Source organism: Granulicella paludicola (assembly GCF_025685545.1).
Classification (GTDB): domain Bacteria; phylum Acidobacteriota; class Terriglobia; order Terriglobales; family Acidobacteriaceae; genus Granulicella; species Granulicella paludicola.
This window is the reverse complement of record NZ_JAGSYC010000018.1, coordinates 156,086-183,077: the sequence shown is the minus strand read 5'-3', so window position 1 is coordinate 183,077 and position 26,992 is coordinate 156,086. Positions and strand designations below refer to the sequence as shown.

General features: G+C 57.1%; 23 protein-coding genes and 1 tRNA gene. 12 read left to right on the top strand and 12 right to left on the bottom strand.

The window, feature by feature from the left end; genetic code table 11:
• Window positions 1-597: 597 nt before the first annotated feature.
• Window positions 598-1,008, bottom strand: a complete 411-nt coding sequence (locus tag OHL14_RS02560) for a sigma-70 RNA polymerase sigma factor region 4 domain-containing protein (RefSeq protein ID WP_263377737.1) — start codon at window positions 1,006-1,008, stop codon at window positions 598-600.
• A 132-nt stretch (window positions 1,009-1,140) separates the two neighbouring features.
• Window positions 1,141-1,806 carry an HNH endonuclease gene (locus OHL14_RS02555; RefSeq protein ID WP_263377736.1) on the bottom strand — a complete coding sequence of 222 codons (666 nt, stop codon included), beginning with the start codon at window positions 1,804-1,806 and terminating at the stop codon, window positions 1,141-1,143.
• A 1,172-nt stretch (window positions 1,807-2,978) separates the two neighbouring features.
• Here OHL14_RS02555 and OHL14_RS02550 point away from each other — a divergent pair.
• Complete coding sequence (locus OHL14_RS02550; protein ID WP_263377735.1) at window positions 2,979-3,266, top strand: hypothetical protein; 288 nt, start codon at window positions 2,979-2,981, stop codon at window positions 3,264-3,266.
• Window positions 3,267-3,328: 62 nt separating this feature from the next.
• Here OHL14_RS02550 and OHL14_RS02545 read toward each other — a convergent pair whose 3' ends face one another.
• The 4 genes from OHL14_RS02545 to OHL14_RS02530 all read right to left on the bottom strand — a co-directional run bounded on the left by OHL14_RS02545 (window position 3,329) and on the right by OHL14_RS02530 (window position 5,486).
• Window positions 3,329-4,255 carry a phage Gp37/Gp68 family protein gene (locus OHL14_RS02545; RefSeq protein WP_263377734.1) on the bottom strand — a complete coding sequence of 309 codons (927 nt, stop codon included), beginning with the start codon at window positions 4,253-4,255 and terminating at the stop codon, window positions 3,329-3,331.
• Window positions 4,248-4,871 (bottom strand): hypothetical protein, encoded by a 624-nt coding sequence (locus OHL14_RS02540; RefSeq protein WP_263377733.1) that lies wholly within the window; start codon window positions 4,869-4,871, stop codon window positions 4,248-4,250. The genes OHL14_RS02545 and OHL14_RS02540 overlap by 8 nt, the downstream gene beginning before the upstream one ends.
• A 71-nt stretch (window positions 4,872-4,942) precedes the next feature.
• Entirely contained in the window at window positions 4,943-5,260 is a 318-nt protein-coding gene (locus tag OHL14_RS02535; RefSeq protein ID WP_263377732.1) for a hypothetical protein, read from the bottom strand.
• Window positions 5,253-5,486, bottom strand: a complete 234-nt coding sequence (locus tag OHL14_RS02530; RefSeq protein ID WP_263377731.1) for a hypothetical protein — start codon at window positions 5,484-5,486, stop codon at window positions 5,253-5,255. Before OHL14_RS02530 ends, OHL14_RS02535 begins: the two co-directional genes overlap by 8 nt.
• A gap of 200 nt (window positions 5,487-5,686) precedes the next feature.
• Here OHL14_RS02530 and OHL14_RS02525 point away from each other — a divergent pair, with 200 nt between their 5' ends.
• Window positions 5,687-6,133 carry a hypothetical protein gene (locus OHL14_RS02525; RefSeq protein WP_263377730.1) on the top strand — a complete coding sequence of 149 codons (447 nt, stop codon included), beginning with the start codon at window positions 5,687-5,689 and terminating at the stop codon, window positions 6,131-6,133.
• A 205-nt stretch (window positions 6,134-6,338) separates the two neighbouring features.
• Here the strand turns inward: OHL14_RS02525 and OHL14_RS02520 are convergent.
• Window positions 6,339-6,414, bottom strand: a tRNA-Lys gene (locus OHL14_RS02520).
• Window positions 6,415-6,726: 312 nt separating this feature from the next.
• Here OHL14_RS02520 and OHL14_RS02515 point away from each other — a divergent pair.
• On the top strand, window positions 6,727-8,646 hold the full coding sequence (locus OHL14_RS02515; RefSeq protein ID WP_263377743.1) for a DUF3857 domain-containing transglutaminase family protein: 1,920 nt from the start codon (window positions 6,727-6,729) through the stop codon (window positions 8,644-8,646).
• Between the two features lie 29 nt (window positions 8,647-8,675).
• Window positions 8,676-10,721 carry a DUF3857 domain-containing protein gene (locus OHL14_RS02510; protein ID WP_263377729.1) on the top strand — a complete coding sequence of 682 codons (2,046 nt, stop codon included), beginning with the start codon at window positions 8,676-8,678 and terminating at the stop codon, window positions 10,719-10,721.
• 5 nt (window positions 10,722-10,726) lie between these two features.
• Here the strand turns inward: OHL14_RS02510 and OHL14_RS02505 are convergent, their stop codons facing one another.
• Entirely contained in the window at window positions 10,727-12,331 is a 1,605-nt protein-coding gene (locus OHL14_RS02505) for a hypothetical protein (RefSeq protein ID WP_263377728.1), read from the bottom strand.
• A 157-nt stretch (window positions 12,332-12,488) separates the two neighbouring features.
• On the opposite strand from OHL14_RS02505, the gene OHL14_RS02500 reads away from it, so the two are divergent.
• The 3 genes from OHL14_RS02500 to OHL14_RS02490 are packed head-to-tail and all read left to right on the top strand — an operon-like array spanning window position 12,489 to window position 17,151.
• The gene (locus tag OHL14_RS02500) at window positions 12,489-13,496 is read left to right on the top strand and encodes a lysylphosphatidylglycerol synthase transmembrane domain-containing protein (RefSeq protein WP_263377727.1); all 1,008 of its coding nucleotides are present in this window, start codon (window positions 12,489-12,491) and stop codon (window positions 13,494-13,496) included.
• 39 nt (window positions 13,497-13,535) lie between these two features.
• Window positions 13,536-15,521: an arginine--tRNA ligase gene (locus OHL14_RS02495; RefSeq protein ID WP_263377725.1), complete on the top strand. Its 1,986-nt coding sequence runs from the start codon at window positions 13,536-13,538 to the stop codon at window positions 15,519-15,521.
• A 16-nt stretch (window positions 15,522-15,537) separates the two neighbouring features.
• A complete protein-coding gene (locus tag OHL14_RS02490) occupies window positions 15,538-17,151 on the top strand; it encodes a bifunctional metallophosphatase/5'-nucleotidase (protein WP_263377724.1) in 1,614 nt (537 codons plus the stop codon).
• Here the strand turns inward: OHL14_RS02490 and OHL14_RS02485 are convergent.
• The 4 genes from OHL14_RS02485 to smpB form a co-directional block, all read right to left on the bottom strand.
• On the bottom strand, window positions 17,148-17,624 hold the full coding sequence (locus tag OHL14_RS02485; RefSeq protein ID WP_263377723.1) for a c-type cytochrome: 477 nt from the start codon (window positions 17,622-17,624) through the stop codon (window positions 17,148-17,150). The two genes, OHL14_RS02490 and OHL14_RS02485, sit on opposite strands and share 4 nt — an antisense overlap.
• 98 nt (window positions 17,625-17,722) lie before the next feature.
• A complete protein-coding gene (locus tag OHL14_RS02480) occupies window positions 17,723-19,246 on the bottom strand; it encodes a leucyl aminopeptidase (RefSeq protein ID WP_263377722.1) in 1,524 nt (507 codons plus the stop codon).
• Between the two features lie 407 nt (window positions 19,247-19,653).
• Window positions 19,654-20,172, bottom strand: coding sequence for a hypothetical protein (locus tag OHL14_RS02475; protein WP_263377721.1), 519 nt, complete (start codon window positions 20,170-20,172; stop codon window positions 19,654-19,656).
• 121 nt (window positions 20,173-20,293) lie between these two features.
• Window positions 20,294-20,836, bottom strand: coding sequence for an SsrA-binding protein SmpB (smpB, locus tag OHL14_RS02470; protein ID WP_263377720.1), 543 nt, complete (start codon window positions 20,834-20,836; stop codon window positions 20,294-20,296).
• A 410-nt stretch (window positions 20,837-21,246) separates the two neighbouring features.
• Here smpB and OHL14_RS02465 point away from each other — a divergent pair, with 410 nt between their 5' ends.
• The 5 genes from OHL14_RS02465 to queF all read left to right on the top strand — a co-directional run bounded on the left by OHL14_RS02465 (window position 21,247) and on the right by queF (window position 26,905).
• Entirely contained in the window at window positions 21,247-23,799 is a 2,553-nt protein-coding gene (locus OHL14_RS02465) for a cohesin domain-containing protein (RefSeq protein WP_263377719.1), read from the top strand.
• 52 nt (window positions 23,800-23,851) lie between these two features.
• Window positions 23,852-24,325 carry a type II secretion system protein gene (locus tag OHL14_RS02460; RefSeq protein ID WP_263377718.1) on the top strand — a complete coding sequence of 158 codons (474 nt, stop codon included), beginning with the start codon at window positions 23,852-23,854 and terminating at the stop codon, window positions 24,323-24,325.
• A gap of 36 nt (window positions 24,326-24,361) precedes the next feature.
• Complete coding sequence (locus tag OHL14_RS02455; protein ID WP_317890389.1) at window positions 24,362-24,781, top strand: type II secretion system protein; 420 nt, start codon at window positions 24,362-24,364, stop codon at window positions 24,779-24,781.
• 231 nt (window positions 24,782-25,012) lie between these two features.
• Window positions 25,013-26,269, top strand: coding sequence for a M48 family metallopeptidase (locus OHL14_RS02450; RefSeq protein ID WP_263377717.1), 1,257 nt, complete (start codon window positions 25,013-25,015; stop codon window positions 26,267-26,269).
• 210 nt (window positions 26,270-26,479) lie between these two features.
• On the top strand, window positions 26,480-26,905 hold the full coding sequence (queF, locus tag OHL14_RS02445; RefSeq protein ID WP_263377716.1) for a preQ(1) synthase: 426 nt from the start codon (window positions 26,480-26,482) through the stop codon (window positions 26,903-26,905).
• The last annotated feature ends 87 nt before the right edge of the window (window positions 26,906-26,992 follow it).

Genomic DNA, 26,992 nt, shown 5'->3' with positions numbered 1-26,992 from the left:
CCACTTCTATCTGCCGCAGCAGGTTCACTACCTGCTCAGGCGTATGCTTCTTCCGCCGTGCCATCGTTCGCTCCTTGATTGCCAGTTTCTATCAAAGCAACTGGTTCAAAAAACGCCGGGCACTCCATCGGGATGGAGGATCTTGTGCGAAGTGCAGACAGGCCTAATGCATAACCGGAACGTCTCGGGAGCTATTGTGGTGTGAGTTTGTCGATGTACTTGTTGGGTTGATGTTTCTTGCCCGATGCAGTCTGAAAGTTGAAGCGCCATGCTTCGAGGATCGCCAAGTCTTCCGCTGAGGGTTTCCGACTGTGAACGATGCGCTCCATGAGCTCTAGTCCTGGAGAGGCTGACTCATCTGAGAGCTGGAGGCGTTCAGGTATGCGCTGTGGCTGTCCTGAACGCTCTGGTTTGTTTCTAATGAGGCGGGGCATCTGGTGAATCTCTTTGAGGCTGGGTTTGTATTACGCGCTATGACCACTGAGGAAGGGCCGTTATGACGGCAGGTGGTAGCGGAGACTGCTAAGGAGGGAAGTGCTAGATGTCCCTATCCATACGGCTTCGAAAAGGGCTTAATGACCCAAACCAAGCTCACTTTTATTGTGAAATCTTCAGGGCGAGCTTGGCTTTGATGTTGTTGTAGCGTCTGCGAAGGGTCTCCCGAGGAACACCCGAATGATCGGCAATGCTCCGTAAGCTCATCTCTTCAAATACATGCTGCTCTATTAGAAGTCCCTCTTCGGCAGATAAAGATGAGATGGCCAGTGTCACCTCTTCATAGCGTTCGATTTGGGGCGCGGGAGGATCGAAATCGAGCTGGATACCACGCTTGCGTCGATTACGCCGAGCACGCTCATGTCGATGATGCAGAGTTTTCAGAATGGCGCGAGCATCAGCCTCAGATTGAGGCTGTGCTTCTAGCAAAGCCAGGTATTGATCCTGTTTGGCATCTTCATCGCGGGCGTCACAAAGAGAGAAGAAGTGATCATTAGGCAGACTCGCTTTCATGATCCCTCAACTGTGCAGCTTGTTTTGCTATTACTTCTTCATAGAGCTTCAGAGTTCGTAGGTAGAGCAGCTTGATAAAGTGCCCATTCGAAAGAATCTCATCATGCAGTTGTTCTAGTGTGCGGTTTCTCATTAGGCAGCCTTCTTAACGAGATCACGCTCGCGAGCGATTTGTTGACCCAGACGCACATACTGATTAACTGTCCGTCTCTTGCCGGATGTGATGGCGTCAGGAGTCACTGCTGCTCCCGATGGTGCAGTTGGCGTCGGTGTTGGCTTGCGAGGTGCACCCGGCTTTCGAGGTTCACCCGAATGCAATTTCCCTTTGGCTATTGCGGATATGTAAGGAATTCGACGGTCGAATCTGGCCGCCAGGGAATAGTACGACTCACCGTTGGCTAATCCTGCTTTGATCGCTGCGATTTCATCGTCGGCAGCCTTCTTATATGGACGCCGGGGAGCTGCGTACAGACCGGCTTTCAAAGCACTTTGGCTATTAGCCTTGGCCGTCCCTTGCTTCAAATGCTTCGGATTGCAACAGGCCTTGTTTCCACCCTTTACCCCAGGGCAATGATGCTGGACCTGGAGAGCTGGATCAAGCTCGTCAACAAAAGTGCCAAAGCTGAATCGATGTGCATACCCATTGCCTATTTCGGCCTTGAAGGACGCATACCCATTTGTGAAAGTTGAATTGGTGAGATGCCAGCAACCGTTGTCTTGAACGATAACCTTGCTGATAAAACGAATGATAGAAGCTGCGCTGACATCGGGGTTGATGATGTCTTGATTGGTAAACATGTGAACTCTCCTCAGAGGTCTGGAATACTTGCAGACTCATCGAGGGAGTTCAAAAGCAAGAGATCGGCGTGACTTGCCTATCTAATGGGTAACTAGTATAGGTTGGAAAATGCAATTTAGCGTTTTCTAAGAAAAATATTTACGCATTAGCGAACGATTTTGGATATCTTGCTAGTCGTGAATACGATGTATCGAGGCTGGCTAAAAAAGATGTTGTGGTGAGGGTGCATCGAACGAATTACATAGCTCCAATAGAAAAGCACCTCCGTTACGGGGTGCCATTGGATGATGAGGCATTGTTATCATACTCTTCTATCAGCTTGTGCTTCCAACCTTTCGGCGGCGGCCATGCAACGCCCCAAGCTGTTAATGTTGCCTTAGTCCAGCCACCTGCTGGTGTACGAGCGTTGTCGATCTCTGTTGGTGATGGCATATGTGTACCTTTCCCATAAGGGGCTTGATAAAGAAGATGTGTATCTGGCCGGACTCAGTATGGCGCTATTAGATTCCTAAAGGCAATCAATCATCTCCGGTAAGTATTGGTGAGTAGACACACCTCTAGCTATCCATGAGCTAGAAGAGTATCTACCTGGTCTCCGTATAAGTACCGTATGAGCAGCGCAAACCTCGCTCCCTGAATCCACGTCTAACGATTAGGCCCGTTATATGCTTGGGCTGGAACGGATATAGCACCGTGGATAGGTATGGGAAACTCTACATCGGTTGCATATTGACCACTCTCGTAGCCCTCTGTTGCGATGCCAGATTCAGCTTGTCTGTGCTTTATCTGTTTGAGTCAGGTTTCGAACTGGCGGCTAGCAAGCACCCTAATCAGTTCGTTTAACCCGCAACCTCTATCCATGCTCCAGTCGCTTCGCTTGCTGCTTTATTCGCCCTTCAAGCTGCTTTCTGGTGACCTTAAAACCCAGTTAAGGATTCTGCATATAGGTCCAATGTAGAGGAGATCGCTATCGCCTGATCACGCTCTCGGCTAATACTTACCGGAGTCCAATCAATTACGTGGTGTTTTAACCTCTACTACTCTTAATATAGCATATTTCGCAGATAAAAGCAAAAATTTGTAGGTAAAACTGATGAATAGGTGAATTATTTTTATTGTTAGCTCAATTTTCATAACTTTGGCTAGAGTCTGCCTCGACTAGACTCTATGTATGGATATCTCAAGCATCATTTCCGCTATCGATAAGGAACTAGCTAGCCTTCAAGCTGCTCGTGTCTCTATCGCCGCTTTAGCATCAACGGGCTCCGTTGCACCTGTTCGCCGTGGTCGTGGTCGCCCACCCCATGCCGTACCTGCTCCTGTTACCGCTCCGAAGCCAGCGAAGCGCAAAATGTCCGCTGCCGGTCGCGCCAGGATCGTCGCCGCGCAGAAAGCACGTTGGGCCGCCATGAAGGCCATCGCCGCTGCTCCCGCGAAGAAGTCCGCTGCGAAGAAGTAGACCGTAAAGAGTGAAGCAAATGCTTAGGCAAGGGGGCCAGCCGTCTATGGCTGGCCTCGTCGCTATTGCCCGAGAATCGTCAGCCTTGCGACAGGAGCTTTCGCTTTGTAGTCTCGCCAATCGCTCATGCTGAATCTGGCGTTAGGGCCTGGCGGATTGAACTCCATGAGCTTTCCATCTGCCTCAGTCGGATACTCTCGAATCAACTCACAAGTCTTAGAGTCGATGCGTTCCCCGGCTTGCTCGGCCAGATAGAGATTCAAGGCGTTTATCCCGCGTTCTGTGAACTGATGGCTAGCCTGTTTGAACAGAAACCTTATCCCGCTTGCTTTGCACTTGTCATAGATTGCCGCAGCATGAGCGATGTTCATCCGGCGATCAGCATAGTTCCACTCTGGCCCCGACTCCCCGCCAGCAGCGATCCAATGAATCCCGATGAGGTCGATATCAGATATGTCCTCTAGTAGAGGTTCAGCACTGATGAACCGCACCCGACAGGAAATCGCTTGTAAGGCCTTCACGCGATCCAACGGCGTCATCAGGGCTCCAGTATGCTCACACTTATATGGCCTTTTAGAACCACAAGTAGTCCCTAGCCATACATTGTCCCAACCCTCACCCCAATCACTAGGCAACCTCTCGGCTATCAGATGAGGTCTCTTGGTCAGGATCATCCAGTAGAGGTTCGGCGTCTCCCGAATCACTTCCCAAATCGCCTCGCGCTCTGTGTCAGCCGCTGGATCGAAGAAGTCAGCCAGAGAGTTTGTGAAGACAATGGCTCTCTTTCCGAGAGCTTTGGCTTGGGCATCATAGGCATAGGCTTCCTTCATCGCTGCCGCGACACGCATCTTCCTATCGGCAAAGGAACGGCCCATACGCTTGACTAGGGCCTCCGCATAACAGTTTTTGCACTCAGCCGATACCTTGCTACATCCTGTCCACCAGTTGACCGTATGGTGAGACCAACTGATCTTCGTGTCTTTAGCCATGAGCTACCTCGATTGAGACGGTCACGCTCATACCCCGCAGCTCTGCCACCGCTTCTATAAGACTCGTCAGATATCCGATAGCCTCGCTATCCCCATCCGGGCCATCCGCGATATCGGCTTGTTCCATAGCCCGATACGTGAGATCGGCCACAGCAGCTTTATCCAAAGCATGATTAGCATTCAAGCGCGAGGCCATCAAGCGAAGTTCATTCTGCTTATCGAATGGTTTCTTCTCACTCTTATCGGCCAGCCTATGGGGAACCTTATCAGGCTCGACCCAATTCAATATGGTTCTACTGGTATAGCCGGTGAGATGAGCAACCTCATCGATCACCTCATACCACTTCTTTACCTTTTTTAGCTGGTCTCGCATCCCCTTGAGGTGCGCTCCCAACTTCTTCCCGGCTTCTTTGGAGGCGGTGATCGCCTGCTCTACATCATCAAGGAACGCTTCGCGCTCCCCATCTTTCACGCCAAGTAGCATCCCGGCTAACGCGCCGGTCACATCTGAACAACTCATATCCTCTCCGCCAACCTGAAAACTTTTCAGATCAGCCCTTGAAATCGAGGGCTTGAGCACCCTCAATTTCGAACTTAACACTTTCGGGCCGACCATCCTAGCGTTTTGCAAAAGACCGCCGTTACCCAGTGCAGGATAACGGCGGTAAAGGACACATTCGATTAAGCTTATTTTTTCTTTGCGGGTCTCTTTTTCGCGGCTGCTTTCCTCGCTCTAGCAAGGCCAGCCTTGACCGCATCACCGTGAGCTTTGCCACTACTGCGACCATTGGACGGTGACTTCGCTTTGGACTTACGGGCTGTTGCCTTTGCGGAATTGCCGTCCAACTCGGCGCAGATACGCTTCAGGTCGCGCTCCAAGAGCAATTCCTCAATTCGGATCGCGGCTGTGTTGCCCTCCTCATGGGTTCGCACGATGAGATCCGCGAACCCTGCCTGAATGCGACTTAGTTCAAGTGACTGTTGTTCGGTCATGGTCTTAGGCATGGTTCACCTTCCCCTTAATTGTGGGCGAGGCGGGACGGATGCGATCAAGGTCTGCGCTGGCGACGCGCACGACCTCCTTCATTTCGAGTAGGACGCGACCGCCAAGCCGCCGCGCGGCCACCCGTCCTTCGCTGATGAGGTAGTCGATGGATCTGGGGGAGAGACTGAGCAGCCGCCCAGCCTCGTCGCGGGAGACAAGCAGAGGTTCGTTATTCGGTTTTTTCATATGAACTCCTAAGGTGTTTGGTTGAGGTAGACGCCTCATGCACCTGGAGCTTTGAATTGTGGGTTAAATGAAAATAGCCGATTCAGTAAATCCGGGAGCACGAAGCGCATGTTTGCGTTTCAGCTACACCGGCCCTGAGATCAGCCTGGGTCGTTGGCAGTACCAACGAGTTAAACTAAGAGTAGGAGGGTTGCACGGAGATGTCAATAGAGCGCACAAAGAGCACCCACGATCCAGAGCCATTCTCTTCAGAGGACGCCGTCTTCAGCGTTGCGCAAGCTGCCAAGGAAGAGCGGCGACGGAGCGCGAAGATCGAGCAAATGGGCTTAGCGAGGTATCACCTCGAACAGGCCAGGGCTCGCCGGTCACCAGATACTCTTGAGGCGCTTCTCATTCGTGCCATCGCAGACGCGCAGTCCGGCAAGAAATTTCAGATGAAGATCTTTAACGCCTCCGGTTTAGATCAAGAAGAGCTGGTTGATTTGCCGTTATCGGGCCTGTCTATGGTCCCGAAAGCGGGTGATCCTGTCATGTTCAAAGGAAGGCAAGTGGCAGTTTGTAGCGCCCGCCTTTCTTATCGGCCTTACAGGGAAGTTCAACGAGAGTACAGTTGCGTTTTTCTTGATGTCCTAGTGGACGTCGAATAATCAAACTTTACATCTGAGTCTGATGTCGTTACGCCTCTTCCTGAGTGGGTGCATGGGGGAGGCTCTCGCGTGTTTGGCCAAACATGTTGCCGTGTGCTTTTTAGTGCGAATCGGTGCAAATGACACAAAGTGGACACACAAGCGAAATGGCGGCATCCGCTGAGGAGGCCGCCATTCGTTTCGTTCAATGTTTATAGAGGTTTTGTGGTGAGCGGGCTGGGGTTCGAACCCAGGACCAGCGCCTTAAAAGGGCGATGCTCTACCGACTGAGCTACCCGCTCGCTCCGTACTTAAAGGTAGCACGAGGCGAGGGGTGTGGGTACTTTTGGACCGCCCAGATTGGCACTACCGCGCCCGAAGATCTTGGGAATCAAAAGAATAGCGTTTTTCCTCTTGCACAGGGGCCTTGGCTACCCATATAAAAACTTCACAAGTTCAAGTTTGCATTTGTGAGGCCCCACGTAGCAGGACTGTGCGTGGATGCAGAGAAAGGTCCTCACCCCATGAGGCAGGGCGTAACAGCGTTTCGAGGTACTCTTCCGTTCGTAGTTTTTTGGCGCGCGGCGTTGATGTTGGGATGTGTTTTGAGCAGTGTGCGGGCCTATGCTTTCTCCGATAGCGTACCGGACTGGGTACGCGAGGCGGCGCACCAGACACTGCCTGCGTTACCGGCAAATACCAAGGCGGTCGTACTGCTCGATGAGCATACGTACACGGTCGGGGTGGATGGCCGGGCAACGGAGCACGTCCGAAACGTAGTGAAGATTGTGCGTCCACAGGGCCGAGAGGCGGCTTTACCGCTGGTCTGGTTCGATAAGGACAGCAAGCTCCTTTCCATGCACGTCTGGAGCATCGATCCGGCAGGCAAAGAGTATGCCATGAAGGATAACCAGCTACTCGAACTGGGACATCCTGGGGAGGGTGGCGAACTCTACGACGATCAGAAGGCCAGATACGCAGAACCGCCGGGACGTGATCCGGGTGGCGTCGTTGCCTATGAGTACGAACAGCGGCAACGTCCCTACGTGGCGGAGGCTAACTGGTTCTTTCAGGACGATATGCCGCGCATGCGGCAGAGCTTTACGCTAACGCTCCCCCCGGGATTTTCTTACTCTACCTCGTGGGCAAACCATGATCCCGTGCAGGGCGCCGATCTGGAAGATCGCCGCTACCGCTGGGAGATGAACAACGAGTCTGCTATCGATCTGGAACAGGTGCCGCTGCGTCCTGCGGGTGAATCGCTATCGGCGCGAATGACCGTCCACTACGCAGGCCCGGGCCTGGCTGAACCGCGCGAAGGGACTTGGCAGGGCGTTGGTCAATGGTATGACGCCCTTGCTCGCGAGCGCGCGCAGCCGACTCCAGAAATTACGGCCAAAGCTCAGGAACTCATCGCAGGTAAGACGGATTTCTATGACAAGGCTGAGGCAATCAGCGACTTCGTCCAGCAGAAGATTCGTTACTTCGTGATCGAGGTCGGCATTGGCGGCAATCAGCCGCATTTTGCGGGAGACATTTTCAAAGGGCGTTACGGTGACTGCAAGGACAAGGCAACTCTGCTGTCTGCCATGCTTGCAAGCGTGGGCTTGCACGGAGATCTCGTCATGGTGGATTCTCACCGTGGCTTTATCAACCCGGACGATCCCTCCGTGCTCGGTAATCATGTCGTTGCAGCGATTGAGGTGCCCGCAGGGTATAACTCGCCGAAGCTTCACAGCGTGATTACGACCAGTTCGGGTAAGCGATATTTGATCTTCGACCCAACCTGGGAGAAGACTCCTTTTGGCCAGGTGGAGAACGATTTGCAGGGAAGTTATGGCGTGCTGGTGGAAGGAAGTCAAAGCCAGCTGATCCGCATCCCCGTGATGAGCCCAGAGCTGAACCGAGTGAGGCGCTCGGCTACGTTTTCGCTAAACGCAGATGGATCTCTAAAGGGCACGATGACGGACCTGCGGTTTGGAGATATCGCCGACCGACGTCGTCGCGAGTATATGCGCGATGACGGCAAGCACCAGGAAGAGTTTCTCCGTAAGGTGGCGGGGCAGGACATGATGGCTGTCTCGCTGAGCAACATTAAAGTAGCCAACCTCGACGCCATCAGCGAAGACCTCTCTACGCGGTTTGATGTACAGGCCAGTCACTATGCGACGGCAACGGGACCGCTGTTGATGCTGCGGCCGCGTGTGCTCGGCAGCTACGAACTGGGTGTCGACCGAAAGCCTCGCAAGGTGAACATCGACCTCTACGAGACGATGCTTGGCAACGATGAGTTCGATATCGAGCTGCCTGAAGGCTACGTGGTGGATGAACTCCCCGATCCGGTGAAGGAAGACTTCGGTTTCGCGACCTATCAGAGCTCGACGGTGGTGCATGGCCGCACGTTGCACTATAGCCGCACGTATACGTTGCGCGAAGTAACGCTGCCTCCGGCGAAGTATGCGGACGTGCAGCGTTTGTCTGCGGTAATCGGTGCGGATGAAGCTAGCCAGGTGGTCTTGAAGAAGCAGCAGTAGAACCCATTGCAAATGAGGAGCAGGGCGCGATGACAAGGAAGAATTCAGCGGTAGTGGTGTCTGCAAGCGGAAAGACTTTGGCGGCGATCTCTCTTGCGCTGACGATGGTGGCCGGGAGCGCGAGCCGGGCGAGCGACACCTTCCAGAAGCCGACACCTGAAGAGCTTGCGATGACCTCGGTTCCAGGATTTCCGGGAGCGTCGGCAGTCGTTTTGTTCCGTGAGGAAACAACGAATGACGATATGCACTCGATCCAGCGCTATGAGCGCATCAAGATTCTGACCGAAGAGGGCAAGCAGTACGCGAACGTGGAGTTAAGGGCGTATCGAACCTCCGGCAACGACAGCGACTTTGGCAGCAATGACGAAGCGGTACAGGATATCCAGGGCCGCACGATCCATCCAGACGGAACGATCATCCCCTTTACGGGAAAACCTTATGAAAAAACATTGGTGAAGAGCAAGGAAGGCAAGGTACTTGCGAAGGTCTTCACCCTGCCCGATGTGGAGGTAGGCAGCATCATCGAGTATCGCTACTTCAAACGATTTTCAGATGCTTGGGTCGAAGACCCGCAGTGGTACATACAGGGCGATCTTTATGTGAAGGCAGCGCATTATGTGTGGCACCCTACGTCACACGATCTTGTGGACTCTGAGGAGCGACCAATCAACAGCATTGCCTGGTTTCCGCTACTGCCTAATGGGACCAGCATAAAGCGCACCGAGGTTCCTGGTGGTCGTGGGCAAATCTATGAGCTAAACGTGAAGGACATCCCGCCCACCGTCAACGAAGACTATATGCCGCCGATGAAAAGCTATACCTATCGCGTCCTGTTTAGCTTCACAGCGTTTCGCACGCAGGAAGAGTTCTGGAAAGCACAGGGCAAGCAGTGGAGCAAGCGTGCGGACGCCTTTATGAAGCAGAACGGCGATCTGAAGACGGCCACGGAAGCCGCAATCTCTGGCGCGGCGACACCCGAGGAAAAACTCAAGAAGATCTACGCCAAGGTGATGTCGCTTGAGAACACGGACTACACGCGTGAGCGTGATCGCACCGAGACAGGCAAAGTCGCCACGGTAAGCGATGTGCTGAGCCGCGGTCGCGGGTCGTCCACGCAGTTAACCTATCTCTTCGTTGCGATGGCGAGGGAGGCTGGTCTGAAGAGCTACCTGATGCTCACGCCGGACCGAAGCGAAAATGTTTTCGTGCCTTCGTGGATGAGCATGGAGCAGCTCGGCGATGTGATCGCTATTGTGAACATCGACGGGAAGGAGACGATGTACGATCCAGGCTCGCGCTACTGTGCATTTGGCCATCTGGCCTGGCAGCATATGTTTGTCGGTGGGCTGCGCCAGATCGATGGTGGGACTGCTTTCGCTCAGACCAGCGGCGATGGATACGCCGCAAACCGGAGCACTCGTGTCGCTAACCTGACGATGGATGAACACGGCCAGATCACAGGCAAGATCGATCTGAATTTTACTGGCGCGGAGGCTTTGCGATGGAGGCACGTTGCGCTCCGCGGCGACGAGCAGAGCCTGAAAGATCAGCTACGCGAGATGCTGGAGAATCGCATCCCTCACTCGCTGGAGGTCAAAGTCTCCAGTATCACTGGCGCCGATCAGTATGAGCAGCCTCTGAAGGTATCGTATGACGTGACGGGAACGCTGGGTACGGCGACCGGCAAGCGGCTGGTGATGCCTGCAGATCTATTTGAGTCAAACTCGGTAGCCACGTTCTCGCAGGACAAGCGCGAGACAGCCGTGGACCTCCACTATCCGCAGGTGATCCAGGACGCCCTGCGCGTGAACTTCGCAAACGGCTTTGAACTTGAAGCAGCCCCGAAAAACGATCAGTATCAGCTCCCGAAGCGCGCTCTTTATTCGGAGTCGGTGGAATCCAACCCGAAGTATTTCGTCACCCGTCGCGCCTTCACGACGGGCGAGATTCTATTCGAGCAGAAGGAATATCCGGAGCTGAAGAATTTCTACGCGCAAGTGCAGACCAAAGATAAAGAGAGCGTGGTACTGAAGGTTGTCCCCATGGCCGCGACAACCCAGAACGGGGGAAATTAGCGTGCTCAAGTAAGCTGGCAGACCTTGACGGTTCCATTGTTGTAGGGACAACGGTGGTCTGTGAGTGCATCCGACAGCAAGACCATCCATGTGACGCCGAGCGGGCGAAGATGAGCATCCCGTTCGGCGTCGTTCTGTTTGGATAGACTATTGCGCGCGATGAGGTGGGTGCCATTCTGAACAGCGAACTGCGCTTCGAGCGACTGCTGCCAAAGACCGGTAAGAGCGGGAGTGATGGAGGCCTCGCCGCCATCCTTGGAGAAGTCAGGCAGCGCACTGCGCTGAGCCGTTGCCCGGAAAGTCTGCGCGTCCTCACCGGGCGTGGTGATGTAGTCGGCGTCAAGCGCAAAGAGCGCATCCTTTGCTGTGTTGCTGCGAACCCAGACGAAGGCCTGCGACCATGGGTTGACGGGTGCCTGCCACGGGAGCTCGATGTGATGTGATACGGGAAAGATGTTTCGTTGAGCGAAGAAGAGCGCTGCGCCGCTGATGGTGACGGTGGCGACCGGTAGCCATATCAGCCAGCGACGCAGCTGCTGTACTTTCTGCATTGTCGTTCCGCCGATCAGCAACGCCATTACCGCGTAAATCGGCAGAAAGACGCGAAGCGGCTGCAGCCTCGCGATGAGGTAACTGGCGCTGTGCGCATGAGCAAAGAGCAATGCTAAGGCGATCGCTGTTCCTCCGGCCATCAGGCAAGCGCGGCAAAGCTGCCGTTTCGCGTGGTCTCGTTGATGCCACTGCATCAGGCCTAAGATCGCAATCGGCCCCAGCAGTCCGCAGAGCTCAAACCATTGCCATTGCGAAAGGAACCAGTAATAGCGCGAAAGTGAGGCCGCAGACACAGACGGCGCATCGGGCCGCGAAAGGCGATGGACCAACGCCGTCAGTAGGACCGCAGTCATTGCGAAGATCGAACAGAGCAATACCGCGTGAGAATGGCGAAGGAGTCGCAGGAAGACGACGATCGCCAAGGCGGAAACTGCCATCAGAGGGTGCAGTAACGCCGTCGACACAAGGCACAGCCCGCAAAGCAGCGCTGACCTCCCGCCTTGGTTCTTTGCCGACAGTGACCATTGATCGAGAGCAAACGCGCAGGCCAGCAGGGTGAGCGGCGTGGTGAAGCTGCGCGCCGTCAGGTATGGGTCGATGAGCATGAGCGAGGTCCCGGCGACGGGGAGCGTGGACCATGCGGCCAGGAGAGCCACTCCGCTGAGTTGAGCGAGCTGCGAGAATTCGCAGCGCTTTAGCAGCTGCAGCCCAGCATAAAGCAGTAGCCAAAGGCTGAAAATATACCCCGGCAGTAGGATGGACCCAAGCGGTAGATGTGTAATGTGGACCAGCACAGCCATGCCTGGCGCAAAGATCGAATACTTCAGATGCGCAGTAACGAAGACTGTGTAGTGGGGAAAGAGCTGGGGATTCAGCAGATATTCGATCCCGGCCACATAAACGCCACCATCCTCTGCAAATGGGTGATAGCCGTCTATGAGCAGCGTTGCCAATGTAAGCAGCGGTAGCAGCAGGCGCCACGGCAGCAGGTGCCGCGCAGACAGGCGTTCGTCTGTTGTCAGCAGAGCCGGAGATACCGTGGTTATCGTGGCAGCCATCGGTCTAGAGTAGCGAATTCTTGGGCATCTGCGCGATAGGCGATCGACATCATCGCCGACTCCACGGGCGATACAATGGTCAGGTGATTGGGAAGAGTTGTCATATGCCGTCGCAGCCGTGCTGCGGGGCGAAGGTGTGGAAAACGGGGAGAGTCGCGTGAACAAAGAACGCAGGGTCGGCCTGCTAAAGATGCTGCCCGGAGTCTTGATCAGTGTCTTCTTCCTCTGGCTTACGTTTCGCGGCTTTCGGCTCGCTGATTTCCAGAATGTGCGTCTGCGCGAGCCTGTCTGGTTGCTTGGCGTGGTGTTGTTCGGTGTTGCTGGCTACACGATGCGTTGCTATCGCGCATGGCGAATGCTGCGCGGCGTCAACGCTCCGTTCGGCGCCTGCTCACGCGTGTTTATGACCTCGCTGGCTGCAAACAATATTCTGCCCCTGCGCATCGGCGATGTGATGCGCATCTTCACCTATGCCGGCGACTTGAACGCAACTCCGTCGATGATCCTGAGCACGGTTCTGCTGGAGAAACTGCTGGACGTGTTCTCCCTTGCGGCACTGTTTGCGGTGACGCTGCACTTCGGCGGTGCCGTATCCCCGCGCCTGGTGCTGGGCGCTGAGATTGGCATGGCCGTCTCGGCCGCTGGCCTGCTGGTGCTTGTCTTCGGAGCGCGTACGCTGGAGCCGCTGGTGAAGCGCATCTTCGCGAAAACGCAAAAAGAAAAGCTTGCAAAAATCGAACACTGGATTCTGCTCGCACTCGATTGCATCCGTCAGAACGGCGTGCTGGGCACACTGTGGCTTGTCGTCTGCAGCTTTACCGCATGGACGCTCGAGGGGCTGATGTACGTCGCAGCGACGCGGCTGGTTGGTCTGCAGACCGACGCCACTGGTCCGTGGCAGGCTGTGGCGCAGGCCAACCTGTCCTTCCTCATTCCCAGCTCACCTGGCGGCATTGGCCCCTTTGAGGCCGCTTGCAAGGATGCGTTGATACGGCATGGCACGCCTGCTGCCGCTGCAGGTATCTTCGGACTGGCCATGCATGTGTATCTGCTGGTGACAATCACGGCAGTTGGCGGAGCCATGTTCCTGATGCACCGACTGCAACGAGCGCGACGCCTGCCTCTGCTGGAAGAGATTGAAGAATTACCCGTTGGGCTACCGTAAGCGGCAGGCAACAGAATTAAGGATCAGGAAAGACGGTTTATGTACAGGATATTGCAGCAACAGTTGCAGGCACAGATCGGCACGCTTCTCAAGGAGAAGTACGAGATTGAGATTGCGAATCTAGTCGTAGAGCTGCCACCGAAGATTGAGTTCGGCGAGATGGCATTGCCTGTCGCGTTTGAGTTGGCGAAGCGGCTGAAGAAGCCGCCACGCGCCATCGCGCAGGAGTTGCAGCCGCTGCTGGCGGAGATCCCGGGCGTAGCTTCAGTGGAGATCGCTGGCGCCGGCTATCTGAATGTGAAGCTCGACCGTGCAGCGACTGCAAAGCGCATTGCCGCAGATGAACACGCGACGGTTGGCGGCGCAGGTTTTCGCCTCGTCGAACACACCAGCATCAATCCGAACAAGGCAGCGCACGTGGGGCATCTGCGCAATGCGATCCTTGGCGACAGCTTTGCGCGGATGTTGAAGGCGGATGAGTACAAACCAGGTTACGAGACTGGCGTACAGAACTACATCGACAACACGGGCGTTCAGGTTGCGGACATCGTGGTCGCCATCACGCACCTCGAAGGCATGAAGCTTGATGATGTACACGCCTGGATGACCGAATTGATCGAGACGAACACGCGGCTGGACTACGCCTGCTGGGATCTCTATGCGAACGTTTCGCAGTGGTATGACGCTGACCCCACACAGTCTGTAGCGCGCAAGCAGCTACGGCTGGATACGTTGCACCAGATCGAAGCGGGAGACAACGAGACAGCTGAGATCGCTGATCTGATCGCCACAGGTGTGCTGCGTCGTCACCTCGAAACGATGGAACGACTTGCCATCGAGTATGACTTTCTGCCGCGCGAAAGCGAGATTCTGCACCTGAAGTTCTGGGAGGCCGCTCGCCAGCTAATGGTCTCGAAGGGGGTGCTCTACGAAGAGGCCGAAGGCAAGAATAAGGGCTGCTGGGTGATGCGTCGCGCGGGCGTGGAACTCGCTGCGGGCGAGGTCGATGAGGACGCGAAGATCCTCATCCGTTCGAACGGCACGGTCACCTATGTCGGCAAGGACATCGCTTACCACCTCTGGAAGTTCGGGCTGCTGGGCAAGGATTTCGGCTATGCAAAGTTCCGCGAATATCCAGCACACACGTGCTGGATTTCAACGATGCATGGAGAAGATCCGCATCCGAGCTACGGCCACGCCGACGCGATCTACAACGTGATTGATTCGCGCCAGGATGATCCGCAGACGCAGGTGAAGGAGGCTTTACGCGCGCTGGGCTATGTCGCTGAAAGCGAGCGCTACACGCACCTGAACTACGCATTCGTTGGTCTCACGGCACGCACCGCGGAAGAACTCGGCTACAAGCTCAGTGATGAGGACAAGGCAAAGAACTTTATCGAGGTCAGCGGTCGCAAGGGCTTTGGTGTGAAAGCTGATGATCTCATCGACCGCATGATCGGAGCTGCGAAAACCGAGGTCGACACACGTCACCCTGAACTCGATGAGGTCGAGCGCGCAGAGATCGCCGATGCCATCGGTGTAGGAGCACTACGCTACTTCCTGCTTCGTTTCACGCGCAACACCATCATCGCGTTTGACTACCAGGACGCACTGGCGTTTGATGGCGAGACCGGACCGTATGCTCAGTACGCTGCCGTCCGCGCTGCCAATATCTTCCGCAAGGCCGGAGTCTCGGCTGAAGAGGCAATCGCAGCTGTAGCCTCTCTCGATCTGGCTTCGATGCTCGAGGGCGAAGAGGGTACGAGCGTCTGGGAAGTGTGGCTGTCTGTCTCGCGCGTCTCTCAGGTATTGGAGCAGGCGATCGCTACAGCAGAACCAGCGATGCTCGCACGCTATGCGTTTGTGCTCGCCCAGCAGTTCAACAACTTCTATCACCGCCACCACATCCTGAACGAGACCGATGCTGCACGCAAGACGTTGCTGCTGGCAACGGCAGCTGTCGCGCGGCGCGAACTGCTTCGTGTCCTCGGATGGCTCGGAATCAAAGTGCCGAGCGCAATGTAGCCTACGGGAGGAAACGATGTCCAGGCGGTTCGTGGTGACCCTTGCGATGATGGCTGCCGCAGCGTGCGTCGCGCAGAAAACGCGACCGGTGACGGTGCAGGTGCTGGCGATCAACGATCTTCATGGCAATCTCGAACCGCCTACAGGCAGCAGCGGCAAGGTAAATGCAACGCCTGCAGGAGGGACCGAGTATCTCGCGACGCATCTGAAGCAGGCAGAAAAACGGAATCCTAACTCGATCCTGGTCGGCGCTGGCGACATGATGGGTGCCTCGCCGCTGCTCTCGGCGCTCTTCAAGGACGAGCCCACGGTCGAGGCGCTGAACGCGATGCACCTGTCGGTGACCTCGATTGGCAACCACGAGCTGGACCACGGACCGGACGAGCTGAAGCGGCGGTTAAAGGATGCAAAGTATCAGTACCTCGCGGCGAACGTCGTGCGCAAGGATACGGGCGCAACGCTCTTTCCATCAACTGCGGTGCGGATAGTCGGCGGTGTGAAGATCGGTCTTATCGGCGAGATACTTGAGGATTCGCCATCGGTGATCGCAGGGCAGTCGATCCGTAATCTGCGTTTTTTGGAGGAAAGTCATGTTGCGAACGAGGCTGCAGCGCGACTGGAACGGCAGGGAGTACACGCGATTGTTCTGTTGATTCATCAGGGCGGTATGCAGTACGTTGAGAAGAGCATCGACACCGATCCGAATGGTTGCGTGGGCTTCAAAGGCGAGATAGCCGACATCGCGGAGAAGCTTTCGCCCGCGATCAAAGTCGTCCTCAGCGCACACACGCACCAGTTCTACAACTGCGAGATTGCCGGTCACACGGTGACAAGTGCGGGATCGTACGGACGTCTGTTCACGCGCATAAACCTGACGATCAATCGGCGCACTGACAGGATTATTGCGTTGACCGCGAAGAACGAGATTGTCACACGCGATGTTCCGAAGGACCCGACACAGACCGCGATTCTTGCGAAGTATGAGCCGCGCGAGAAGGCGATGGCTGACAAGGTGGAAGGTTCGATCACCGCGACCATCACGCATCGAGGTGATGAAACGGGTTCCAGGGAGTCCGCGCTGGGTGATGTCGTCGCCGATGCTCAACTGGCTGCGACGCAGGCTCCAGATCAGGGCGGTGCAGTGATTGCGTTTATGAACTCAGGTGGGCTGCGCGCCGACCTTGTGCAGCCGGAGGGAGCGCAGGGACCGTCGCCTGTCTCTTTTGGTGATCTCTACGCGGTGCAGCCATTCGGAAATCATCTAACGGTTGCGACGATGACGGGCAAGACGATCCGGCTGCTCCTGGAGCAGCAGTTTCATGTAGACGGTAGCGCAAACGTTCTACAGGTCTCCGATGGCTTTAGTTACAAGTATCGGCTTCATGCGGAACAAAGCCAGCATGTGTTGCCAGGCTCGATCATGCTGCGTGGTCGTCCGATCGCCGACGGCGATGTGCTGCGTATCGAAGCCAGCGACTTTCTTATGGGCGGTGGTGACGGGCTAACGGCGTTCCGCGACGCGAAGGATAAGCTTCTTGGACCAGCGGACATCGATGCGCTTGTGGAGTACTTCCACAAGCACTCTCCGGTTGCGCCTGGAGCGCAGAACCGGATTGTGCGCATGGACTAAAGCGACGGGCTTGGCGGTGGCGCAGGCTTATGTTCGGCTGGAGGCGGCGGAACGAATACGGATGGTTTGGCCATACCGCGATGGCAGGTGCCGCAGTTGACGTCGTTCGTGGGCTTGGGATCCGTCAGCTGCGAGAGATACTCGGAGTTGATGGTCGAGGTCATCTTCATCATCACGCGAGCGCGGTCTTTCATCGGGTTTGCATCGGAGGCAAAGTTGTTGCGACCAGTAGCTGGATCTTTCGCGTGGCAGTAGCTACATTCCACACCGAGCTCACCTTCCCAGTTGCGCATGATGGCGACGACTTGCTGGGAAGTCATGTCTTTGGGAAGGACCTTCAGGTTGGACGGCGGAGGCATCGGGCGACGCTGGCCACCGCCTGCGGGCGGCGCAGCTGTCTGAGCGGAGGCGATGAACGCGCAGCCTGCAAAAAAGAGGCAGGTTGTGACGCGAAAGCGCTGAAGTCGAGTCATGATGGACAATCCTTTGCGTTGACAGTGTTGGATGCGGGGATCTTGATGCGAAGTCTATGAACAATCGCAACCGCTGTCAACGCAGAGGAATGTCAGGCTCAGGAAGAGTAGCTGCGAACCCACTCTGTGATGCTGCGGACTGCCATTCCAGTGGGGCCTCGCGAGATCCAGGCGTCGTTGTCGTCTGACCAGGCCGTTCCGGCGATGTCGAGGTGAATCCACTTGGCTGCGGGCAGCTCGGGCGTCTCGGTGACGAACTCCTTCAGGAACATGGCCGCTGTTGTCGCGCCACCGTAGCGAGTCGCGCCGGTGTTGCGGATGTCGGCGATCTGGCTCTTGATCTGGTCGCGGTAGTCGTCGGTGCAGGGCATGCGCCAGTACTTCTCGCCGGTGGTAGTCAGCGTTTCCATGAATTGCGCTGTCGTCTCGTCATCGTTGGAGAAGAGGCCTGCGTTGAGCAGTCCTAGCGCGACTCCGATGGCGCCGGTGAGGGTTGCTGCGTTGATGAGGTGCGTTGCACCGAGCGTGCGGGCGTAGAAGAGACCGTCGGCGAGCACGAGGCGACCTTCTGCGTCGGTGTTGATGATCTCGATGGTTTTGCCGGACATCGCGGTGACGACATCGCCGGGTTTGAAGGCCTTGCCATCGGGCATGTTTTCGGCCGAGCAGACGACGCAGATCACGCGCACAGCGGGCTTGAGCAGGGCGATAGCGCGCATCGCGCCGATCATCGCGGCAGCACCAGCCATGTCGTACTTCATCTTCTCCATGTTGTCGCCGGGCTTGAGCGAGATGCCGCCAGTGTCGAAGGTGATGCCTTTGCCGACGAGGCCGAGAATGGGCGCGTCTGCTGCGGGAGCGACAGCAGGTTCGTAGTGCATCACGATCAGCGCGGGCGGTTCAGGCGAGCCCTGCGTGACCGAGATGAACGCGCCCATCTTGAGCTCGTCGAGCTTGGCGCGGGAGTGGACTTCGCAGGTGAGGCCGACTTCAGCGGCCATCGCTGCGGAGCGCTTGCCGAGCTCGGTTGGCGTCAAAACGTTTCCAGGTTCGTTGACGAGAGAGCGGGCGAAGTTCTGGCTCTCGGCGACGATGATGCCTTCGTCGAAGCCTTGCTGGAGATCGGTTGCGTCGGACTGCTGGTGCAGAACTGTTACTGAATGGACCGAGAGGTCTTTGCGGTCGCTGCGATAGGTGTCGATGTCGAACTCGGCGAGTAGAGCGCCTTCGGCGATCGCGCGGGCAGCGTGCTTTGCGGGCAGCGACTTGTCTTCCGGGAACGTGATGGCGAGATCGCGGATGCTGCGCGGTTTGGCGAAGCGAACTGAAACACCTGCGCCTTTGCGGAGCTGGTGAATGCCGAGTTTGTCGGCTTTGCCGAGGCCGATGATGAGGAGACGTTCAGCTTTGAGGCCAGTTGGAGCGTGGAGCAGGAGCGTTTCGCCGAGAGCTGCTTTGAACTCGCCGCTGGAAAGCCAGGGTTTTGTTGCGGCGAGGAGAGCTGCCGAGTTGGTGAGAAGTGCGGGCGAAGCTGGTTCCGCTGTTGCGTTGTCAGCGGCGAAGACGATGAGCAGCGGAGTGGAGAAGGCTGCGGAATCCTGGAGGTTCAAGGAGATATTCACTTCTCCATCGTATCGCGGGTATCGCGGCGAGGGTCACCCCCCTCCCCCCATACTTTCGGTCCCAAAGTCTTGAAAGCGGGTGGGTTGAGTCCGGACTTCGGTGTATAGGAAGTCACGACTGTGGATTTGCGTTGATAAATCCGAAATTTTCTTTCTCTCTAATTCAATTATAGCCAGCGGAGATTGCGAACATGCAATTGTTTTTCGACTCGTAACTGTTTTGCTTTGAGGTGGTTAGAGCGAGATCGAGATGTCTGGGGGCTTGACACCATCTGGCGCGACCTCGGGGGAGGGAGAGGTTCGCGCGCGTTGCGCGAATGTCCACTTTCCACCCCAGCGAGCAAAGAAGGCTCTCCGGGGTGCCCAGAAGGACGAGGCGGTACCTATCCCTTCGGAGTGCCCTGAGGTTAGCGTTCGCGGCAGGTGCTGTCCTTCTTCAACATGTCGGGGAGTTTGCCCTTCAGGTCGGTAAGGAGGAGGTCGTCCATGGTTTTGACGCGAGCGTTGGGGTCCTTCGCGATGATGACCGAGTAGCCCTTGAGGACGCTGGTGAAGGCGTAGGTGTTGGTACCGTAGGGGTCAGTTCTGCCGGTCTCGATGCGATAGGTGGCGCTGCCGAGCAGGTAAAGGCGGTAGATCTGGGCCTGGTAGGGGTAACCGGTGGTGCTGAGTTTGCTGAAGAAGTTGAAGAAGCTGGAGCAGAGCGGGGTGTGGAAGTCGGGTGAGGTGCTGACCTCCTGCACGGCTACTTCGGCGTCGCGGTTCAGCTGCGGGTCGAGCGGATTGGCTTCGAGCTTATGCGAGATGGCGGTCCAGGCTGGGTAGTTGGCCTCGGACGAGGGGGTGGTTTGTGCGCCGGCGATCGAGGCGGCGGCGAGCAAGAGCGTGCAGAGTGGAAAAAGGCGAAGCAGTGAACCAGTCTTCATTTGCTGGGGATCTCCTGTGATTTTGCCGGGACAGTGTCATTCCGATCATGATGTTCCGGCGGCAGTTCCATGCTGGTATTGCTGTGTTTCCTTTACTTCTGTCACTTAGTGAAGAATTTGGTTAACGTCGCTGGCTGCGAGCCACGGCGGCTTTGGCTTCCTTATCGGCCTCGCGGGAGCGTTCGGTTTCGCGCTTGTCCCAGTCCTGTTTGCCCTTGGCGAGGGCGATCTCGCACTTGACGCGACCGGATTTGAAGTAGAGCTTGACCGGGATAAGAGTGTAGCCCTTTTGTCTGGTGAGGGCTTCGAGCTTATGGATTTCCGTTTTGTGCAGCAGCAGCTTACGGGTGCGCAGCGCTTCGTGATTCATGGTGTTGCCGTGCGAAAAAGGGCCGATATGGGCGTTGAGGAGAAAACACTCGCCGTCCTTTAATAGACCGTAGGCATCCTTGAGGTTGGCCTTGCCTTCGCGGATGGATTTGACCTCGGTGCCGCGCAGGGCGACGCCTGCCTCGAAGCGGTCGGTGAGGAAGTAGTTGAAGCTGGCGGAGCGATTGAAGGCGGCGTCGCGCATACCGGCGGCGATGGGGTCGCGGTCCTTCTGCTTGACGACAGGCTTGGTATTCCCAGTTGGGGAGGTCGGATTGGAGAGGATACGAGGCATAGTAAGACGAATATTGGCGTGGTGCGTCCAAAGGAAAGGCTAGCAGATTTGTGCGGTGACGTAAGAAACGTTTCGTTGTTTGAGACGGTACGGGCGTAATGGCGGCGGTTGAGGATAGGCTCGTGCTGCGCACATCGCTATGACGAATGCAGGGGTTTCTCCGCTACGCATCGCGATAAAGCTGCGATGCTCCGGTCGAAATGACAGAGTTCGGGTGGTTTGGTGAGAATGTTTTGGTTGCACCGAAGTGGAGTAAGCCTGTGAATCGAATGGTATTATCGACCCAGCCCGACCCATCGGCAGGAAACCTGTTTGAGGCAGGTTCGGAGCGGATATTGACAGGCATCGGCGGAACGCAGATCAGCAGGTTCAGAGTGAGCGCCAGAGGTCATCGGGAGCGGGTCGCAGTGATGCAACAAGATCGAGTGAGCGGGATTGGCCCGCTGGGCCACCTTACAGAGCCGAAGAGCTTCGGCCAGCAAAATCTTCGTGTGGCTGGACGTTTCCTTGCCCGCAACCTTGCCAGCGTGACTCTGGCGTCGTTGCTACTGGGCGGCGTTGTCGTGACCGCGAGCGCCCATGCGCAGTCGGCTGGCAGCTGGAACACGAAGGCCCATAACGCGGAGGCCCGCGAGGACTATGACGCGGCGTACGAGGCGTATCGGCAGGCGCACCTGAAGAAGCCGAACGATCTGCGGTACAAGACGGGTTATGAGCGCGCAAGATTCGAAGCGGCCAACATGCACGTGGACCGCGGTCGGGTGCTGCGTCAGTCGGGTGATCTGGCAGGTGCGGTGAACGAGTTTGCACGCGCATTGCAGATCGATCCGGGCAACGAGGCAGCGGCCCAGGAGCTGCAGAGCTCAGAGAAGGCGCGGCCGGCGGATGCAACGACGGGGCCGGGTGCGGCTGCAGTGACGGGCGGCGGTGTGCCGAATGCAGGACAGCCGATGATTCCGGGTGTGGGCGAGCAGTCGCCTTACCAGCGCAAGGTGCAGCAGGACATTGCGGAGATGGCCGGACCGATTGTGCTGAAGCCGGTGTCGGATGATCCGATTACGCTGCACGCGGTGGAAGATGCGAAGGTGATTTACCAAGCGATTGGCAAGGCCGCCGGGCTGAATGTGATCTTCGACCCCGACTACCAGTCCAAGCGCATCCCCGTGGATTTGACCGGGGTTTCCTTGCAGGACTCGTTGCGTATTGTGGGTACGCTGAGCGGGACGTTCTGGAAGCCGGTGACGTCGAACACGATTTTTGTAGCGCAGAACAATCGCACCAAGCGAACGGATCTGGAAGATCTCGCGGTGCAGGTGTTTTATCTGACAAACGTGTCGCAGCAGAACGACGCGAATGAGATTCTGGTTGCCCTGCGCAACCTGCTGGACCCGAACGTGCATATGTATCTGGTGGGGAGCCAGAACGCGATTATTATGCGCGCGACGCCGTCGGAGCTGACGCTGGCGGAGAAGCTGATTAATGATCTTGACCGGATTCGTCCGGAGGTGGTGATCGACGTGGCTGTGCTGGAGGTGAGCCGCCAGCTGGAGCGCAACCTGGGCATCACGCTGCCGACGAGCTTTGGTCTGACGCCGCAGGCGAGCAACTATAACGTGTCGACTTCGAACACAGCGACGACGACGACAACGACTTCGACGTCGTCGACGGCTGCTTCGACGGGTGTGACGCTGAACACGCTGGCGAATTTGAATGCGACGAACTTTGCGGTGTCGATTTCAGGTGGAACGCTGAATGCGTTGCTGTCGGATTCAGACACGCGCGTGCTGCAGAACCCGCGCATTCGAGCCACGGATGGTCAGCGCGCAACGCTGAAGATCGGATCGAAGATTCCGGTGGCGACGGGTTCGTACTCGGCTGGCGCGGCGGTGACAACGGCTTCGCTGGGTGTGCAGACGCAGTTCACGTATCTCGACGTAGGTGTGAACATCGACGTGACGCCGACGGTGCATTATGACCGCGAGATTTCGCTGAAGATGAAGATCGAGGTTTCGAGCCAAAACGGATCGGTGACGATTTCGAGCGTGACGGAACCGATCATTGCGCAGAAGGTTTCGGAGCAGGTGATTCAGCTGAAGGACGGCGAGCCGTCGATCCTGGCTGGCCTGGTGCAAAAGCAAGATTCGAAGGTGGTATCCGGAACGCCGGGGCTGGGTGAGCTGCCGTTTCTGAAGTACTTCTTCTCAAGCCAGGACAAGACGACGCAGAGCGATGAGCTGGTGTTTCTGATCATCCCGCACATTGTGCGCGAGTCGATTTTGACGGACGAGAACACGCGGCAGATTTATACCGGCGCGGGTGGCTCGGTGGAGCTGCTGCACCGCGATCCGCCGAAGTATGCGATGCCGGCGGTGGCTCCGACGGGTGAGGCTGCGGGTGCTCAGGGAACGTCGGCTGCGAATGCTGCGAACGCGATGATTGGCAAGATTGCTGCTGACGCGCGGCCGCTATCGATGGGCGCGGGCAGCACGCTTTCGGTGCCTCCGGGAGCGAGCGTGCCGATGGATGCGAACGCTCCGGGCGGGCCGGTGCAACTGTCGGTGCTGCCAGCGGTTTCGAACCAGGCTGTGGGCGCGACCTTCCAGGTGGCAGTGACGGCGGCGAATGCGCGCGATCTGGCGAGCGTGCCGATGCAGCTGCAGTTCGATCCGAAGCTGCTGTCGCTGGTGAACGTAGATGATGGCGGCGTGCAGGGACTGCTGGGCAAGGACGGGCAGGCGGTGACGGCGCTGCATCGCGATGATGGCAATGGCGCGGTGTCGCTGTCGGTGACGCGGCCGCCGGGCGTTCCGGGAGTGAATGGGCAGGGAACGATCTGCACGCTGACGTTCAAGGCGATTGCTCCGGGTGAGGCGACAATCACGATGGCTCGCACGGGAGCGAAGGACAGCAAGCAGGCGAGCCTGCCGACGGTCGGCACCCAGGCGATTGTGCACGTGAAATGACAGGAAACAGGGAGTAGGGAACAGGTTGGAGGAGCGAGCGGTGTCAGCGGCGATGAGGAGCAGGTTCGAGGCGCGACGCCGCAAGGGCGAGGCGGGACTTACGCTGACGGAGCTGATTATCGTGGTTGCGATCCTGGCGATTCTGGCCACGATGGCTCGGCCAACGGTGACGTTTGTGGTGAAGCGGCAGAAGGAGAAGGAGCTTCGGCGCGACCTTTGGATGATGCGGGACGCGATCGACAAGTATAAGGATGTGGCGGATCTGGGTGGCATCCAGACGAAGGCGGACTCGAATAACTATCCGCCGGATCTGCAGACGCTGGTGGATGGCGTCGATGTGAAGGACAAGCGGATGCGGTTCCTGCGGGAGATTCCGAAGGACCCGATGACGGGCAACACAGACTGGGGGCTGCGGTCGAACCAGGACGAGCCGGATTCGACGGGGTTCGGCGGGCAGAATGTGTACGACGTGTATAGCAAGAGTAGCGGCACGGGGTTGGATGGGACGAAGTACAGCACGTGGTGAGTTGAGACAGGCAGTAGGGAACAGGGAGTAGGAACAGTGATAGCGGCCAGGACAATACGAGGCAGGGCGAAGGGCGAGAGCGGTTTTACGCTTGTGGAGCTCATGATCGTGATGGCGATCATTGGCATCCTCGTCTCGATTGCTGTGCCGATCTATGTCCGGGTGGTGAAGAGCGCGAAGGAAGCGGCGCTGAAGGAAGACCTGCATGTGATGCGGTCGGCGATCGACAGCTACACGGTGGATAAAGAGAAGGCGCCACAGTCGCTGGATGACCTGGTGCAGTCAGGGTATTTGAAGTCGCTGCCGGTGGATCCGATGACCAGCCGGAACGATACGTGGATTACCGGGGAGTCGGATGCGATGCGGGACATCAACGAGACGCAGGGCGGGATCGACGATGTTCACTCGGGGTCGCAAGGGATGGGGAACGACGGGACGACGTATAACACCTGGTGAGGGCAATCCTCCGGGGCTAAAGCCCCTTTTAGGGCACTGGGGCTGCATGGACGGGCTGAAGCCCGTCCCCTTCAAAGCAAGACTCGATGTAAGTCTTTGTGGGGTTTGATCTGGTGCAAAAGTGGGCTAAGGGGTGAGGTGGCTTGAACCTCGCGTGGTCACGGAACCGTCTACAATAGGAACAGCGAGTTGCGTTCAGACGATAGCGTCCGCGCTCCACGGGAGTATCCCATGCGCCCTTTAACCCTTGCAATGCTACTGACCCTGTCCGCGACTGTTGCTACTGCGCAGCAGCCGCCGGCTCCGCAGTCGACGACACCGCCGACGACGGCTCCTGCTTCGACGACACCGGATGCTTCGGTTCCTCCTGCGCCTCCTGATGAGACGAAGGGGCCGAACACGGATGCGAAGGTGGATGCGAAGTCCGCCGACGCGAAGGCAGGCAAGGACGACAAGACGGCAAAGAATGACAAGGATGGCAAGGCGAAGAAGGATGACGTGGCGAAGGACTTGCCGATCCCTTCTCCGGGTGAAGAACTCGATCCGAATATCAAGAAGGGTTCGGAGGACGATGTGAACGCGGTGGGACAGCGCAGCATCGGTGGGCGCGGTATGGGTAACTGGTACTCGACGAACTGGGAGATCGGGATCGGCAACCAGTACTCGCATGAGATTGAGAAGTCGTCGCATCTGGTGACGGACCCGGTGGTAGTGGAGTACGTAAACCGCGTGGGGCAGAACCTGGTGAAGAACTCGGATGCGAAGGTGCCGTTCACGATCAAGGTACTGGATACGGACGAGATCAACGCGATGGCGCTGCCGGGCGGCTACTTTTATGTGAACTCCGGCTTGATTCTGGCGTGCGACAGCGAGGATGAGCTGGCAGGTGTGATGGCGCATGAGATTGCGCATGTGGCGGCGCACCATGCGGCTCGCGAGATGACCAAGCTGAACTACATGCAGATCGGCTCGATCCCGCTGATGATCTTTGCGCAGGGCAGCTGGATCGGCTACGGCCTTTATGAGGCTTCTCAACTGGCGGTGCCGCTGACGTTCCTGCAATTTTCGCGTGAGTATGAGGCGGAAGCAGACTATCTCGGGGTGCAGTATGCGTATCGTGCCGGGTACGATCCGCAGGGCATGATCTCAATCTTTGAAAAGCTTGACGCGCTGCAGAAGCACAAGCCGGGAGCTCTGTCGAAGGCGTTCAGCGATCACCCGGCGACGCCGGACCGCATTGTGAACTCGGAGACGGAGATTGCGACGATTCTGCCGGCGCGGGCCGACTACTTGGTGACGACCTCGGAGTTCGACCAGGTGAAGGCACGGCTGGCGCGCATCCAGAACAAGCGTGGCATCAACGATAAGAAGAACGTGGGCAAGCCCACGCTGCGTCGCACGAGCTCGACCAACAACGATCCGAATGCCTCGTCCAGCGGCACGAACGACCAGCCGACGCTGGGGCGCCGGGTGCCGACTCAGAATTAGATTCCAGGTTCTAGGGCGACTCTGACCGCGTCCATTCTGGCTCAAACATACGCACCCTCTGGGGCTAAAGCCCCCTCCATTTTATGGAGCTTTCAACGTACGGGCTAAAGCCCGTACCCTTCAAAACTGACCTGATCAGAGGCCCCCAAGAGAGAATGGCCCGGCTTTGGTCGGGCTGTTTTCTGCCTGAATGGGCGTAAACTAGAGGTTATGGCAAAGACGAAGCAAAGCAAGAAGCACACAACCGGCTACACCGATGACCACGCGAAGTCGGGATTGAAGACGAAGTTTCCAGAGATTGAGACGTGGCGCAATCAGTTTCAGAAGTACGAGATTCTGATCGACGACCCGGAGTTCACGAGCGTATGCCCGAAGACCGGCCTGCCTGACTTCGGCGTGTTGAAGATCCGCTACATGCCGCGCGAGAAGTGCCTCGAGCTGAAGAGCCTGAAGGAGTACCTATTCGTGTATCGCAACCTCGGCATCTTCCAGGAGAACATCGTGAACCAGGTGCTGGACGATGTGGTGAAGGCGACCGATCCGGTGTGGGCCGAGATCGTGGGTGACTTCCGGCCGCGTGGTGGGATTTCGACGATCGTGACGGCGCGTTATCCGCGTACGGAAGAGATGCGATAGCTCTGCATTCGGCGCTTTGCGAGAGTTCGCGGCGTAGGGTTTTTGTTCAGCGTAGAACGAAGAGTGTGCGAGCGTAGAGTGTGAACA